Source organism: Onishia taeanensis (assembly GCF_003268885.1).
GTDB classification, from domain to species: domain Bacteria; phylum Pseudomonadota; class Gammaproteobacteria; order Pseudomonadales; family Halomonadaceae; genus Onishia; species Onishia taeanensis_A.
The window spans coordinates 72,676-87,094 of sequence record NZ_QLSX01000010.1; the positions used below are offsets into that span (position 1 = coordinate 72,676).

At 59.0% G+C, this 14,419-nt stretch carries 11 protein-coding genes; 6 read left to right on the forward strand and 5 right to left on the reverse strand.

The genetic code is table 11. The annotated features are described in order from the left end of the window. Positions 1–48 precede the first annotated feature (48 nt). Positions 49–1,818, reverse strand: a complete 1,770-nt coding sequence (gene pilB / locus BCL93_RS13570) for a type IV-A pilus assembly ATPase PilB (protein ID WP_112055804.1) — start codon at positions 1,816–1,818, stop codon at positions 49–51. Positions 1,819–2,203: 385 nt separating this feature from the next. Between pilB and BCL93_RS17705 the strand changes: the two genes are divergently transcribed. Then, a complete protein-coding gene (locus BCL93_RS17705; protein WP_309251234.1) occupies positions 2,204–2,584 on the forward strand; it encodes a pilin in 381 nt (126 codons plus the stop codon). Between the two features lie 47 nt (positions 2,585–2,631). Here the strand turns inward: BCL93_RS17705 and BCL93_RS13580 are convergent, their stop codons facing one another. The 4 genes from BCL93_RS13580 to BCL93_RS13595 all read right to left on the reverse strand — a co-directional run bounded on the left by BCL93_RS13580 (position 2,632) and on the right by BCL93_RS13595 (position 6,606). Continuing rightward, positions 2,632–4,302: an O-antigen ligase family protein gene (locus BCL93_RS13580; protein WP_181463100.1), complete on the reverse strand. Its 1,671-nt coding sequence runs from the start codon at positions 4,300–4,302 to the stop codon at positions 2,632–2,634. 149 nt (positions 4,303–4,451) lie between these two features. Continuing rightward, positions 4,452–5,639 carry a GGDEF domain-containing protein gene (locus BCL93_RS13585; protein WP_112055806.1) on the reverse strand — a complete coding sequence of 396 codons (1,188 nt, stop codon included), beginning with the start codon at positions 5,637–5,639 and terminating at the stop codon, positions 4,452–4,454. Continuing rightward, positions 5,603–6,073, reverse strand: coding sequence for a hypothetical protein (locus tag BCL93_RS13590; protein ID WP_112055807.1), 471 nt, complete (start codon positions 6,071–6,073; stop codon positions 5,603–5,605). The genes BCL93_RS13585 and BCL93_RS13590 overlap by 37 nt, the downstream gene beginning before the upstream one ends. Before the next feature lie 251 nt (positions 6,074–6,324). Next, entirely contained in the window at positions 6,325–6,606 is a 282-nt protein-coding gene (locus BCL93_RS13595; RefSeq protein ID WP_112055808.1) for a hypothetical protein, read from the reverse strand. 371 nt (positions 6,607–6,977) lie between these two features. On the opposite strand from BCL93_RS13595, the gene BCL93_RS13600 reads away from it, so the two are divergent. From BCL93_RS13600 to BCL93_RS13620, 5 genes are all read left to right on the forward strand, one after another. Further along, the gene (locus tag BCL93_RS13600) at positions 6,978–9,137 is read left to right on the forward strand and encodes a TolC family outer membrane protein (RefSeq protein WP_112055809.1); all 2,160 of its coding nucleotides are present in this window, start codon (positions 6,978–6,980) and stop codon (positions 9,135–9,137) included. 196 nt (positions 9,138–9,333) lie between these two features. Then, positions 9,334–11,427, forward strand: a complete 2,094-nt coding sequence (locus BCL93_RS13605; protein WP_425339123.1) for a type I secretion system permease/ATPase — start codon at positions 9,334–9,336, stop codon at positions 11,425–11,427. After that, a complete protein-coding gene (locus tag BCL93_RS13610; RefSeq protein WP_112055811.1) occupies positions 11,424–12,857 on the forward strand; it encodes an HlyD family type I secretion periplasmic adaptor subunit in 1,434 nt (477 codons plus the stop codon). The genes BCL93_RS13605 and BCL93_RS13610 overlap by 4 nt, the downstream gene beginning before the upstream one ends. A gap of 4 nt (positions 12,858–12,861) precedes the next feature. Further along, positions 12,862–13,482: a helix-turn-helix transcriptional regulator gene (locus BCL93_RS13615; RefSeq protein WP_112055812.1), complete on the forward strand. Its 621-nt coding sequence runs from the start codon at positions 12,862–12,864 to the stop codon at positions 13,480–13,482. A 127-nt stretch (positions 13,483–13,609) separates the two neighbouring features. Further along, positions 13,610–14,419 (forward strand): retention module-containing protein (locus tag BCL93_RS13620; RefSeq protein ID WP_181463101.1); only part of this gene is annotated, 810 nt, incomplete at its 3' end.

Consider the following 14,419-nt stretch of genomic DNA (forward strand, 5'->3'; position numbering starts at 1 on the left):
TGATGATAGGCCCGTTTGGGTCATGATCGGCAACGATGTGGCGTGGGATCAGTCCCGAATAATGCGGTTGACCTCCTCAAGGCTGGTCATTCCTTGCATGACCTTGAGAAGGCCACTGCGGCGCAGATTCGGATGGCCTTCGCGGCGTGCTTGCTCGTCAAGCTCTAGGGCGTTGCCATTGCGCATAATCAGCTGACTGATGGTGTCGCTGATAGGCACGACTTCATAGATGCCGACGCGTCCCTTGTAGCCAAGCGTACAATGTCGGCAGCCGACCGGGTGGTAGATGGTCGCCTGCTGGATTTCATCCTCATTGAAGCCTTCTTCTCGAAGCACTTCTGCCGGGAGGCTCACCGGTTCCTTGCAGTGCTTGCACAGGCGGCGCGCCAGGCGCTGGGCGATGATCAGCGACACCGAACTTGCAATGTTGAACGATGCGATACCCATATTCGACAGGCGTGTCAGGGTCTCTGCGGCCGAGTTGGTGTGCACGGTGGATAGCACCAGGTGGCCGGTCTGCGAGGCCTTGACTGCGATCTCCGCCGTTTCCAGGTCGCGAATCTCGCCGACCATGACCACGTCCGGGTCCTGGCGCAGGAAGGCGCGAAGAGCGCTGGCGAAGGTCAGGCCAATCTTTGGAAGCACGTTGACCTGGTTGACGCCAGGTACCTTGATCTCGACGGGGTCTTCGGCGGTAGAGATGTTGCGCTCACCGGTGTTGATGATGTTGATACCGGTGTACAGCGATACCGTTTTACCGCTGCCGGTGGGGCCGGTGACCAGAATCATGCCTTGAGGTTCAGAGAGCGCCTGCTCATACATCTTTCGCTGCGGTGGTGTGAAACCCAGTGAGTCGATGCCCATCTGGGCGGTGGTAGGGTCGAGGATGCGCAGCACCAACTTTTCGCCGAACACTGTCGGCAGAGAACTGACGCGGAAGTCGATCGAGCGCTGCTTGGAGAGTTTCAGCTTGACGGCGCCGTCCTGCGGCAGGCGGCGCTCGGAGATATCCAACCGTGACATGACTTTCAAGCGAGCAGCGATGCGGGTGCGCATGCCGAAGGGAGGGCGTGCAGCCTCGATCAGGATGCCATCGATGCGCATGCGAATTCGGTAGCTTGATTCGTAGGGTTCGAAGTGGATGTCCGAGGCCCCGCGCCGTATCGCGTCCAACAGTACCTTGTTGACGAACTTGACCACCGGTGCATCGTCGCTGCCAGCGGTAATGGCCTGGTCGTCTTCAGGATCGTATTCCTCGTACTCGAGCCCCTCCAGAGCATCGTCGGCGCCGTCCAGACCTTCGAACAACTCGGCATTTTCGTGATGGCTGAGATAGCTCTCGAGCACTGGCCCCAGCTGATCCACCGGGGCCAGAATGCCCTCGACCTTCAGATTGGTGGCGAATTGCAGCTCGTCCAGCAAGGCAAGCGTCGACGGGTAGGGCACCGCCACGGTCAGGCGGTGCTCGGTGCGATACAGCGGCATCACGGTGAGCCGGCGCAGGATCTTTTCTGGCATTTCCTGGGGTGGCGGCAGGCTGGCTAGTCTAAGAGCGTCCAGGTCGATCAGCGGCAGTCCATACTCCCAGGCCGCCGACAGCACCGTCTGACGCGCCGGCACCAGGCCGTTCTCGACCACGTGGCGCATCAGCGAGACGTCTTCTTCTTCGGCTTCCTGCACGGCCCGCAGAGCGGCAGCTTCAGTCAGTTGGCCGTCAGCCACCAGGCGCAGCGCTAACCCCCGCAGCGATGAGGCTACGCCGGCATCCTTGGCTGGAAAGCCATGATTGGCTGCTCCCCGGGGCTGTGATTCCTGCATAGAGGCTCCTGAAACGATCGCTGCGAATATGGTAGCTATCATTCTATCTGGTTAGGCAAGCGTTAGGCAGTGGCAGCGCCTGCTGGTGCCTTCGCCATGGCGGAGCAACCTTCATTCGCCCGCATGGACGGCGTGGAGGTCTGGAATGGGCGAAAGCCGACTCTTTCAGTGCCTTGCCGTTGTCATCTGTCTGGCTTAGGGTAATGCGTACCAAAGTATTGGTCGCAGCTATCATTGAAACTGATAGAGCATGAGCACACACAGCATTGCTGATGTCACGCAACAGAATCGCTAGTACCATGCTGCTCAGCCAGGCAAGCCAGCCGACTGAAACGTATGTATCGGCAACGTCGCCCTAATGGGCAGTCAAGCAAGGGGATGAAACATGAAGAAACAAGGCATGAAACACATCAAGGGCATTCAGTCGGGGCAGGGCGGTTTTACCCTGATCGAGCTGCTGATTGTGGTGGCGATTATCGGGGTGCTGGCGGCGATAGCTATTCCGCAATATTCTAATTATCAAGACCGTGCGGCGAGAGGGGCTTGTTTGGCTGAAGCAAGAGCCTACCTTACTGACGCTGAGCTTCTTAGTAGTGGCGCAATTGAAGATGGCGATAAATCGTCCCCTGCTGCTAATGCATGTGAGGGCATTACTATAGCATCTGGCTCAGTCAGTGCTTCTGTAGCGGTGTCAACTGGTAATGAAAGCATAACTCTTACACCCAATGAACCTGATGGAGGAACGAGCGGCTGGTCTGCAGGTTAATAATTATTAACTTTTTATTGTATAAGGGCCGGCTCTGCCGGCCTTCCTTATTTTGATTGTTGAGGGTATAGATAGCTTTTTGTTGATTGAGCAGACTGCATATCTTTTCGGTTTTCAATAGCTGATAAGGCAGTAATTAGCATATTTATATATTTTGGTGAAGGCCTTCTGCTAATCTCTTCCTGTATTTCGTAACTATATATTTTTATCAGTTTGTTGTTGCGTTCCTGGATGGCATTGTTGAGATTTACTTCTTGTATTATTTGAGATATTAATGGTGATAGGCCGAGCGGGTTGATGATTCCTCTCATGTCAACCTCATTTTTTTTTACATTTATATTATTGTTTAGGTGTGAAATTGCCTGGAGGTTGGTGGCAAAAAAAATCCATAATAGAGGGGTTGCTATATAAGATAATGCTTTTATTATAAAGGTATATTTGTATTTTTTTTGTCTTTTGGTGGGGAGGTTTAACGATAAAAAGAAGGTTATTAACGTAAAAGCTAGCCAGTGTGCTGTTGAGTGATAGAAAGGATACTCCGTCATTGAGTGAAGTGCCAATGGTGTTAATAGCGCTGCCAGCATCATTCTTTCGCCCACTGGGCCATGCTTCCATAGACGCCAGCAGGCCCACCCTGCAAAGGCCAGAATGGCAATTACCGGCAAAAGCCCGCCCTCGACCCCCCACAGCAGCAGCTCATTATGAGGATGGCTGTAGTTAAGGGTGATAAATGGCTCGACGATGTCAGGTTGGTTGACTGGCTGGGCTGCTCGCCAGTCAGCGAAGCTGTAAAGGAAGTCATGCTGAAAGCGCCCGTAGCCCCAACCCAGGAAAGGCTTTTCCAGGATCATGCGCAGGCTATGCGTATAGACGTAATAACGCTCGCCGGAACTCTGGATGGAGGCATCATTTCTTGCTGCGTCCCCCAGTGAATTGATAATTATCGCCAGCAAACATCCCGCCAGAAAGGCGCCACCCCAGATCAGGAAGCGCTTGCGGCTTTGGTGCCAGAGATAGAAGAGCACCATTGGTACCACAATGATGGTCGCTAGCCATCCAGTGCGCGACATGATGATCAAGAGCATCGCCGGCATAAATAATGGAGCGAGAAGAGTGATGTCACCTTCTACGCGGTTGCGTGATTCATTGTAGAGCCAGGCCGAAATTGCGAGACCGGTGGCCAGGAAACTGGCCAGCACATTGGGCTGCTGGAAGATGCCGTAGGGACGGCCATAGTTGGGGTCGTAACCCACCCAGTTACCTGGCTCTAGAATAAACTGCTGGATATAGGCGTAGGCAGTTTCCATCAGGGTGCCGGCGAAAATCGACATGCCGAGCCACCACCAATGACGTCGCGTCAGTTCCAGTTGCGCCAAGCCAAGCAGTAATAAGGCACCTGCCGTTAATCCCAGTAAGCGGGGCAGGGCAATCAATGACGCTTCGCCCCAACTCCAGAAAAATGGCATCCATAATATAGCAACCAGCATCGCCAGGCCGATATGGAAGCTGCTGTAGCGAATCACGCCGCGGGTCATGGGCCACAGCGAGATGGCTATCATCAGCGAGAAGCCCATCCAGACGGTCGCGTTGAACGGAAGCCGTAATCCCGCGCCGCCCATATTGGGAAAGGTGACATGCAAGGCCAGCGTAAAGGTGGCCATGCACGTTATGATCAGCCATCGAATCAGCCGGTCATTGAGGCCGGTGGTCGTTGTCATTGGGTCATCCATGAAGGAGCAAGAGTGGGTCATGCGAAAGGACTAGTGTCGCCAGCGCAAAGAGTGAAGTCCAGCTGCAGGCATGGCTGTTAAGTGATAGTTGCTGGAAATGTTTGGTAGGTGAAGAAGAGGGCGGGGCAAGTGGGCGATCAGTACACCACTACCCGATCTCGCCCGCCGGCCTTGGCGCGATACAGCGCTTCGTCGGCGCGAGCGTAGAGCACATCGAAGTCATAGTCTTCCTGGCCGTGGGTGGTAGTCAGGCCGAGGCTGACGGTGAGGCGAATGATGTCTTCGTTGTGCAGGACCACCATGTTGTCGATCCCCTGGTGAAGCCTCTCGCAGAGCTCGTAAGCGCCTTGACTATTGGTGTCCGGCATCAGCAGGCAGAATTCCTCGCCACCGATACGTGCGGCTACATCGGACTCCCGCACCAGTTGTTTCAGCGTTCTGGCCAGCTGTTGCAGCACCTTGTCGCCGAAGGGGTGACCGTACTGATCATTGATGCGCTTGAAGTGATCAATATCGATGATGGCCAGGCTGATCGAGGCGCCACTGCGCCTGCCAAGCGCTAAAGTGTGCCTGGCCTTGGCCATGGCGGCGCGGCGATTCTCCAGGCCGGTCAGTTCATCCGTGACCGAGAGCTGCTCGAGCGCACTTTGTTGGCCAAGAATTTTTTCGATGGCCACCAGAAGGCCCAGGATAACCACCAGTACCAGGGCGCCCAGGGCGATGATGATCTGTGTCATCACCGACATGATGTGCTGCTGCTCGGTGGCGCCCCGCATCATCAACGTATGCAACTCGCTATAGATGTAGGCCAGACTGTTGTCGATATCTTCGGTGAGATCGTGCAGGGGCTTGAGTTGCTCGGGGTGCTCAAGCACATCCTGTGCGATGGCGGTTGCCTGCTGAAGCAGGGTATCCAGGTGAGCAAACTCCGCGATGATGTGCCGGGTATCTTGCGTCGTCAGTTGGCTACGCTGCAGGTACTGTTCGATGGTCATCTGGCGGCTATTGATAATCCAGAGAGCCTGGAGCAATTGCTGTTGGTGCAGGGGCTGAGGGTGGTCCAGCAAGTTGAGGCTTGATTGGCGCAGCGCCTCACCATCGTGCTGTGCCCGCACGATTTCGCTGGAAAAGGCGATGTAGTCGGCATCCAGCTGTTTTTGGGCATAGCTGGCATAGAACGTGATGGCAATCACCGCCAACCCCACCAACACGAGGAAGCCCACCCAGACCAGCAGTCGTCGATGCGAGAACCCGAGGGCGTGCCGGGCCTTGATGATCGCCATGGCGTTCAGCTCGCGTTGATCGTCGCCAGCGACCAGATCCACTTGTCGAAGGGCTCCTGCCCCTCGAGTACGGCTTTTTCATCGGCTGGCACCACCAGCATCAAGGGCCCGCGCTGGCTCTGAGGGATCGGTGCGCCGTCGAAGCGGGTGACGAGCAGGTAGTCCTTTTCCTTCCGCTGCGCTTGTTTGAGGAAGATGGAGTAGTTGTCGACGGCAATCAGGCGCAGCCGTGCGGCATCGCCCAGCGCATAGGCGGAGAGAAAATCTTCCAGCAGTACGCCACTGTAGACGCCCGCCGGCCCCTCCGGGTGCTGCAGTGTTGCCTCATGCAAGGGCAGGCGCTCGATGTCGGAAAGCGACAGCTGCTCTCGGCGATCGGCGGCCTTGCGGGTAGAGCATCCGCCTGTCTCTTTAGGTGTCGCTTCTGGTGTGGCCATTGGAACGATCCAGGACAGGAGTTTGCTGAACATCATCATGATTTTCCCTGCGTTGCCGCCGCCGTGCGTCTAACCAGCTGATGCCGATGGCTTATGTTTTTATAGGAAGCGGTGACCATCTATCTATGTGGGGCCCTTACATGTGGGGCGGGTCGAGGAGGCATCACCGCTTTGTTACCAAGGGTAACTTTAGACGAGGGACATGCATGTGTGAACAGGAAAAAGACCGCGCTGACGCTTTCATGAGCCATATCAATGTGTGACTCGCGTCAGCATCACCTGATGGCCATTCAGTACATGGCCTGCTCTTCGCCGACGACTTCCTTGAGCAGTTCCAGGTAGAGCTTGTCGGCCTCTGAGTGTTCGCTGGGATCTTCGGGGATATGCACGCTGGTGGTGTCGGAGATGTCGTTGGCGATGCGGGCCATGATCTTGGCATCCGACCCTTCCGCCAGGTGCTGGCGCGCGACCACCAGGGATTGCTCGAGGATCTGTGGATCCTGCAGCAGTTTCTTGATGAATCCGCGTAGCTCGTTGATCACGCGTGTTTTCTGGATTTCGGATGCGGACATGGGCGGCTCCTCTCAATGGCAAAATCTTGATATCAAAACGTACCGGGCAAGGCGGCTGCCACGGTGATGGCGAGACCATAGCATATCGGCTGTGGTGTCGGTGAGCCCGGCCGCGCCGGAGGGTGGACTGCCATGCAGGCTGTCCACCAGTAACGGTGTTTACCTTCACTTTATTGTGACATCGCATGGCATGAATAATTGGGTAATATCTCCTCATCATTGCTGAGCCGTATACTGCGTGAATTTGGCGGTTGCTCAGCAAAAATTGTGGCAGGCTCTCCATTAGAGTCTAATAGAAGTTGGCACTGTCACTTGCAGCCGGTGGCGAGCCCTGACCAGGAGCGCCCAGGCCGATGAACGGACGATATCCCATGACAAACCTCTCCGCCCCAGTTTTCCTCTGGCCGTTGTCGCGCTCTCACCGCTCCGCCTCGCGCTGGCTTGCTGGCTCACTGCTGGCCGCATCGATGGTGCAGGCCGCCCCCATTCTGGCTCAAGAAGCTCCAGCGGGCAGTATGACCCTCACTGAGGCCGTCCGTCAGGCTGTTAATGGCAATCCTGAGGTGCAGGTTGCCTGGCATGCCTTCCAGGCTTCACGTAATGAAGTCGACGTGGCGCGTGGGGGCTATTTGCCCAGTGTGGATGCCACTGCAGGCATTGGGCGTGAAGCGGTGTCCGATGACGGTGCCGGCAGTTACAGCACGGATTTCGTCGAGCTGACCCTGACACAGATGCTGTATGACGGCTTCTCGACACAAAATGAAGTGGCGCGGCTTGATCAAGCCAAGCAGGTGCGCTTCTTTGAGCTGCTTGATGCCAGTGAAGAAGTGGCGTCCGACGTCTTCCGCGCCTATGAAGATGTGCGCCGCTATCGTGAGCTGGTGTCGCTGGCGCAGGATAACTATGCCAAGCACCTGCGTGTCTATCGCCAAATCGAGGAGCGCGTGACGTCAGGCTCAGGCCGGCGGGTCGATCTGGAACAGATCAGCGGTCGTCTGTCACTGGCAGAATCTAACCTGATGACCGAGGCGGCTAACCTGCACGACGTCAGTGCCCGTTTCCAGCGGCTGGTGGGAGAAATCCCTTCGTCTACGTTGGCACCGCCTCCAGCGTTGGGTCAGGCGTTGCCAGCCTCATTGCAGAATGCTCTGAACATGGCTTACCAGGGCAACCCAGGTTTTCATGCCGCCATCAAGAATATCGAGGCGACGCGAAATGAACTGGCCGGAACGCGCTCGGCCTTCCAGCCGCGGCTCGAGTTTCGCGCGCGGACGGGGCGTGACAACGAACGGTCGGGCGTGGCCCGTCTCGATGGCAGTTCTGCTGAGCTGGTGGCCAGCATGAATCTGTACCGAGGCGGCAGCGATCAGGCGCGCTTCCGTCAGATCAGCGACGAGGTCGAACGCAGCATCAGCCTGCGCGAACAGGAGTGCGTTGGCCTTCGCCAGACCACGTCGATCGCCTATCAGTCTGCCCGGCGGCTCGAAGAGCAACAGCGCTATCTGAACCAGCACCGGCAGCATATCGACCGGGTGCGTGGCGCCTATCAGCAGCAGTTCGATATTGGCCAGCGGACTCTGCTGGACGTCCTGGATAGCGAAAACGAGTACTTCGATGCCAGCCGTGCCTATGCCAATGCCCTCTATGATCAGCGCATTGCCGAAGCGGAGACCCTGGCCGCCATGGGGGCGCTGCTCACTCAGCTCGAGGTGCGCCGTGAGGGGTTGCCATCTCTTGGTGAAATCGGCAGCGAGGGCGTCATGGTCGACGCCGAGACGATCTGCCCGGCACAAGGGCCAGCAAGCCTTACGCTTGATGACCTGACGGCCGGCCTCGATATTCCCAAGGCCGCTTCGCCGGATATCGTGCTCTCGGCGGATGCGCTGTTCGCGCCTGGAAGCGCCGAGCTGTCTGCCCAGGCGAGGGAGGAACTTGCGGGCCTGGCAGCGGAGCTCAAGGCCCGCAACGATCTGGCCCGCGTCGTCATTGCTGGCCATGCCGACAGTTCCGGCAGCGACGCCATCAATGAGCCGCTGTCGCAAGCGAGAGCCGATCAGGTGGCCGGTTACCTGGCGACCCGCGGTGTAGATAGAGAGCTGCTGGTGGCGCGCGGCTTCGGTTCTCGCCAGCCGGTGGCGACGAATGATACGGCCGAGGGGCGGCGCGCGAACCGCCGTGTCGAGATCACATTTGAGACGTTGGACTTCGGCTTCGATGCCTCGACGATGCGCCCAGGGTCACTTTCCGCTGCCTACGGCGACTCCATTGGAGCGGCCTCTACCATGCCGGAGGCTGATGCCCAATCCACTTATCTCCAAGTGGCGGCACTGAGCGCTGCGGATCGGGCACGGGCCCTCAAGGAGGAGCTGACGGTGCGTCTTGCCAGTGAGCTGCGGGTACTCAGTGACGGCGACCTGCATCGCGTTCAGGTAGGCCCGGTGGCCTTGAAGGAGCTCCCTTCGCTTCAGGCTCGTCTGCAAGCATTGGGTTACACCGGGGCCTTTGTCGTGCAACCGGAACAGCCAAGCTGAATGCACCCGGCCGTGAGGCGACACCTCGAGCCAGCACGCCATGCCCATCTGGCGAGAGTTTGGCTCGCGTTTTCTTATTGTTTGAATCGTCGAGGTTCCATTGACCAGTGATGCCAAAAAGGCCAAGGACGCCTCCCGCGAGCTTCCTGCTCAAGACACGCCGCCTCCCCAGGACGACCTACTGGCATGCCTGCAGGTGGTGGCTCGGGCTCATGACCGGGAAACCAATCCAGAAACGCTGACGGCGGGTCTGCCGCTGGAAGAGGGGCGCCTCACGCCCTCGGTGTTCGCGCGCGCCGCCAAGCGCGCCGGCCTATCGACGCGCCATACGCGATGTCGGCTGGTCCAGCTGAACCCGTCACTGTTCCCGGTAGTGCTGCTGCTCGAGCCAATGCGTGCTTGTGTGCTGCTGTCGTTGAACGTCACTGAGCGTCAAGCCAAGGTGATTTTTCCTGAACTTGGCGAGTCGGCGGTCAATGTGTCGCTGGATGAGCTGCAGGCTCGCTACAGTGGCCGCGCCCTCTATGCTCGCCCGGCCTTTCGGTTTGATGCTCAGAGCCCGCAGCGCGGCGCTACCCGACACGGCCACTGGTTCTGGGATGTGATTCGTGAGAATCGTCGCGTCTATCGTGATGTTCTGATTGGTTCGGCGATGATCAACCTCTTCGCCATTGCCATGCCGCTGTTTGTGATGAACGTCTATGATCGCGTGGTTCCGAACCACGCTGCCGAGACACTCTGGGTGTTGGCGATCGGGATCTTCGTGGTGCTGTGTTTTGATCTGGCCCTGCGTCTGATGCGCAATGCCTTCGTGGATCTCGCTGCCAGTCGCGCCGACGTCAAGCTCTCCTCGTCGATCATGTCGAAGGTTCTAGGTATGCGGATGGAGGGGAAACCCGCCTCTACGGGCTCTTTCGCCTCGACGCTGCAGTCCTTCGAATCCGTGCGTGCTTTCATCGGTTCCGCGACGGTGGTAGGGCTGGTGGATCTGCCGTTTGTGCTGCTGTTCGTCACCATCATCGCCTTGATCGGTGTGCCCTTGGTCATCCCGATCCTGGTCGGCATCGTTTTCGTGCTGCTTTATGGTTTGGCCGCTCAGCGTCGGTTGCATGAGCTCTCGGCAACGACCTGGCGTGCCAGTGCGCAACGCAATGCCACCCTGATCGAGTCGCTTGGCAACCTCGAAACCGTGAAAGCACTGCGTGCTGAGGGGCGTATCCAGGCTATCTGGGAAAGGTCTACGGCCTTTCTATCACGCACTTCGGCTCAGCTTCGGTTGACTGCTTCCTCGGTGACCAGCGTGGCAATGTGGACGCAACATACGGTGGCGGTGGCGGTGATCGTGGTCGGCGTCTATCTGATCATCGCGGGAGATCTCACCCAGGGTGGCCTGATCGCTGCGTATCTGCTGTCGTCCCGGGCCATGGCGCCGATCAGTCAGTCGGCGGGGCTGCTGGCGCAATATCACCAGGCATCGACATCTCTTGCGTCATTGAATGAGGTCATGGCCCAGCCAACCGAACGTGCTGACCAGCAGCAATGGGTATCGCGTCCGCTGATCCGTGGCGATATCGAATTCTCGCGGGTGTCGTTGCGTTACCCGAACGAGCAGCGTGAGTCGTTGCGTGAGGTATCGCTCAAGTTAGCGGCGGGGGAAAAGCTGGCCTTGCTGGGTCGGGTCGGGTCGGGCAAGTCGACCTTGAATAAGCTACTGCTCGGACTCTACCGGCCCACTGCGGGTGCGGTGACAATCGATGGCGTGGATATTCGCCAGTTCGATCCTCTGGAATTGCGTCGGCACATTGGCTATGTGCCTCAGGATGTCAGCCTGTTCTTTGGTTCTCTGCGCGACAATGTGATCGCCGGTGGCGGTAGTGATGGGGTGAGTGATGAGACCTTGCATTGGGCCATCGACGTCGCGGGGCTCAAGGAGTTCGTCAACAGTCACCCGGAAGGGCTGGATATGCCGGTTGGCGAACGGGGTGAGCGGCTTTCCGGTGGGCAGCGTCAGGCGGTGGCAATTGCCCGTGCGCTGGTGCACGACCCCCAGATTCTTCTGCTCGATGAGCCGAGCAGCGCCATGGACCATGCAAGCGAAGAAGCCTTCAAGAAGCGTCTGTCGGCGCTTGCCAAGGCCAAGACGGTCATCGTGGTGACGCACCGGACCTCGTTGCTGTCCCTGGTGGACCGGGTGGCCGTGGTCGATGGCGGCAAGATAGTGGCCGACGGGCCGCGGGATCAGGTCGTCGAGGCGCTGCGCAATGGCAAGATCGGGAGGGCAGCACGATGAGCCGAAAGGAAGAACCCGCCCGCCATGCAGAGCAGAAGGGCTTCGAGGCCATCGGTCATGTGTCGGCCCATGGGGGCAAGGTGTTGCGCCCGTTGATCGACCGGCTCTTCGCCAAGCGCGTGTCTGCTGCTCACCTTGACCGTGACTGGGCCACGGATGCCGATTGGGCGCGCATTCAGCAAGAGCCTCTGCGTGCTCGGGCGCTGCTTTACGGAATGGTGCTGGCGATAGTGAGCCTAATGGTATGGGCCTATTTTGCAGAACTCGACGAGGTCAGTCGCGGCACCGGGCGAGTGATTCCTTCCTCCCAGCTACAGCGCGTGCAGTCGTTCGACGGCGGGGTAGTCAATGCGATTCTGGTTGAGGAAGGCGAGAAGGTTGAGGCCGGTCAGCTTTTGATGCGCATTGACCCGACCCGCTTCATTTCGACGTTTCGTGAGAACCGCGCCCGGGCGCAGGCCCTGCAGGCACGGGCCGCGCGTCTGAGTGCCCTGGCTACGGGCAGCGACTTCGATCCGCCCGAGGCGCTGCGTGCCGAGGCTCCCGAGCTCTTGGCTCAGGAGTCAGCGTTCTATGCCAGCGGTCTGTCCGCGCTTGCCGAGCAGCAGGGCGTGCTGCAGGAACGGCTCAGCCAGCGTCAGGCCGAGCTCGCCGAAGCCCAGTCGCGGTTGGCCACGGCGAGCCGCGAGCTCAGCCTGGCTTCACGGGAGCTGACGCTGACGCGCCCGTTGCTTAACTCCGGTGCCGTGTCAGAGGTGGAGGTGCTGCGGCTTGAGCGGGAAGTCTCTCGCGTCAGGGGTGATCGCAACCAGGCCCAGTCCCAGGTGGCGCGACTCGAGTCCGCCACAGAAGAAGCGCGGGCTCAGCTTCGGGAGGCGCAGGCGGAAAAACGCAGCGAATGGCGCAATCAGCTTTCCGAAACGCTCTCCGAGCTTTCTACGCTCGATGAGTCCAGCACCGGGCTCGAGGATCGCGTGCGGCTGGCGGAGATTCGATCTCCGGTCGATGGCATCGTGCAGCGCATGACCATCACGACGATCGGCGGTGTCGCGCAGCCTGGCCAGGACGTGGTCGAGATCGTGCCAAGCAACGATCAGTTGCTGGTCGAGGCGCGTATCGCCCCGCAGGATATTGCCTTTCTGCGGCCAGGCCAGCCGGCCACCATCAAGCTCACGGCCTACGATTTCGCGGTCTATGGCGGTGTGCCGGCAGAGCTCGAGCATATCAGCGCTGACACCATCACCGATGAAGAAGGTAATACCTTCTATCTGGTGCGGGTCAAGACACAGACCGATGCGCTGAATAAGGGCCTCGACATCATTCCCGGCATGACCGCTGAAGTGGATATTCTCACCGGAAAGCGCACGGTCATGGAATACCTGCTCAAACCCCTGCTGCGCGCCAAGCAGAACGCCTTGACGGAGCGCTGAGTCGATGATGCAACACTGGATTCTTTTATCGTCTGAACAGGTGCCGATGCGCTGGCGCGAGGCTTTCCCCGATGGGCGCGCTGGCGATGAGTCCACGGTGAATGATGCGCGGGAAGAGCCATACCATGTATGGGTGCCGAGCCAGTGGCCGGAATGGGAGGAAATGGTGGCACGGCTCGCCGCGCGCGGTGCCGTGGTCTGCGTGCTGGCGCTTCAACCGCAAAGCGGCGAGGCGCTTCGTGCATTGGCGGCTGGGGCGCGAGGGTATGCCCACTTGCTATCGCCCGCGGAGTTGCTCAGACAGGTCGCCTTGGTGACCGAGCATCAGGGTATCTGGATGGGGAGCGAGCTCTTGTCTCAGGTCGTCGGGTCCAGCTTTCGGGCTCTTGGTGGACGTGAGGGGGTAAAGACCGAGCGGTTGGGGCGTTTAACCGAGCGTGAGCGTGCGGTTGCTATGGCAGTGGCCGAAGGCCATAGCAACAAGGAGGTGGCCCGGCAGCTTGATATCACTCCCCGAACGGTAAAGGCACACCTGGGTGCCATCTTTCGTAAGCTCGAAGTGCGTGACCGCATGCAGTTGGTTCTCATGCTCTCTCGCCAGACACCCTCCACTCCCCAGCACTAGTCTTTTCCTACTGTACTATCGGTACAGTATCCCTTGCGTCTTTCACGCCGTAGCCTGACTGGCATAAGCCATATTTCTGCCTTCGACCCCGATGTCGGAGGCGCTGCCCCAGTTGGGAGTTTTTATCATGTCCATCGCAACCGTTGTCTCTGTTTCTGGTCAGGCTTGGGCGCGGGACGCCGAAGGTAATCTTCGCGAGCTTCAGCAAGGTGACCAGCTCTTGGATGGCGAGACCTTGGTGACCTCCGATAGCGGCGCGGTGCAGCTGGATTTCGCGGATGGTCTGCCGCCGGTTGCGATTGTTGGTGGCCAGCAGGTGGCGATGAGCGGCGATCTGGATGCAGACGAGCCTGTTGAGCCGGATGAGGCCAGTGCCCAGGACGAGGGCATTGACGCTTTGCTGGCGGCGCTGGACGGAGAAGGCGATCTGCTCGAAGGCCTTGAGGCAACGGCCGCCGGTGGTGGAGATGGCGCTGAAGGCGGCGGTCATAGCTTCATACAGCTGGCGCGCATTGTGGAAAGTGTTGATCCTCTGGCATTCGCTTTCGATAACGCCCGCGGAAATAATATCGACAGTGAGCTGCGCGGGTCGCCGGCATTTCTTGATACCTCGGTCGTCAATGTTGCTCCTGAGGCAAGCAATGACGTCTTCACCACCGACGAAGACACCGCCCTGAGCGGGGCCAACGTGCTGGCCAATGACACCGACCCCGAGGGCGACGCCCTTACGGTCACCAGTACCGATCCCCAGCAGGTCACCTTCACCGGGCCCGATGGCTTTACGGTGACCGCCGAGGTCACCATCGACGAAGATGGCAACGTGAGCTTCAACCCGGCAGGCGACTTCGACGCCCTGGGCGTGGGCGAGAGTGCCACCGGCACGCTCACCTACACCGTCAGTGACGGCACCGCCACCGATACCGCGACGGTGACCCTG

Bases quoted from the DNA above. Each gene is read 5' to 3' on its own strand.
- BCL93_RS17705 (WP_309251234.1), top strand. From the start codon at position 2,204: ATGAAGAAACAAGGCATGAAACACATCAAGGGCATTCAGTCGGGGCAG.
- pilB (WP_112055804.1), bottom strand. From the start codon at position 1,818: ATGCAGGAATCACAGCCCCGGGGAGCAGCCAATCATGGCTTTCCAGCC.
- BCL93_RS13595 (WP_112055808.1), bottom strand. From the start codon at position 6,606: ATGTCCGCATCCGAAATCCAGAAAACACGCGTGATCAACGAGCTACGC.
- BCL93_RS13590 (WP_112055807.1), bottom strand. From the start codon at position 6,073: ATGATGATGTTCAGCAAACTCCTGTCCTGGATCGTTCCAATGGCCACA.
- BCL93_RS13580 (WP_181463100.1), bottom strand. From the start codon at position 4,302: ATGACAACGACCACCGGCCTCAATGACCGGCTGATTCGATGGCTGATC.
- BCL93_RS13610 (WP_112055811.1), top strand. From the start codon at position 11,424: ATGAGCCGAAAGGAAGAACCCGCCCGCCATGCAGAGCAGAAGGGCTTC.
- BCL93_RS13600 (WP_112055809.1), top strand. From the start codon at position 6,978: ATGACAAACCTCTCCGCCCCAGTTTTCCTCTGGCCGTTGTCGCGCTCT.
- BCL93_RS13615 (WP_112055812.1), top strand. From the start codon at position 12,862: ATGATGCAACACTGGATTCTTTTATCGTCTGAACAGGTGCCGATGCGC.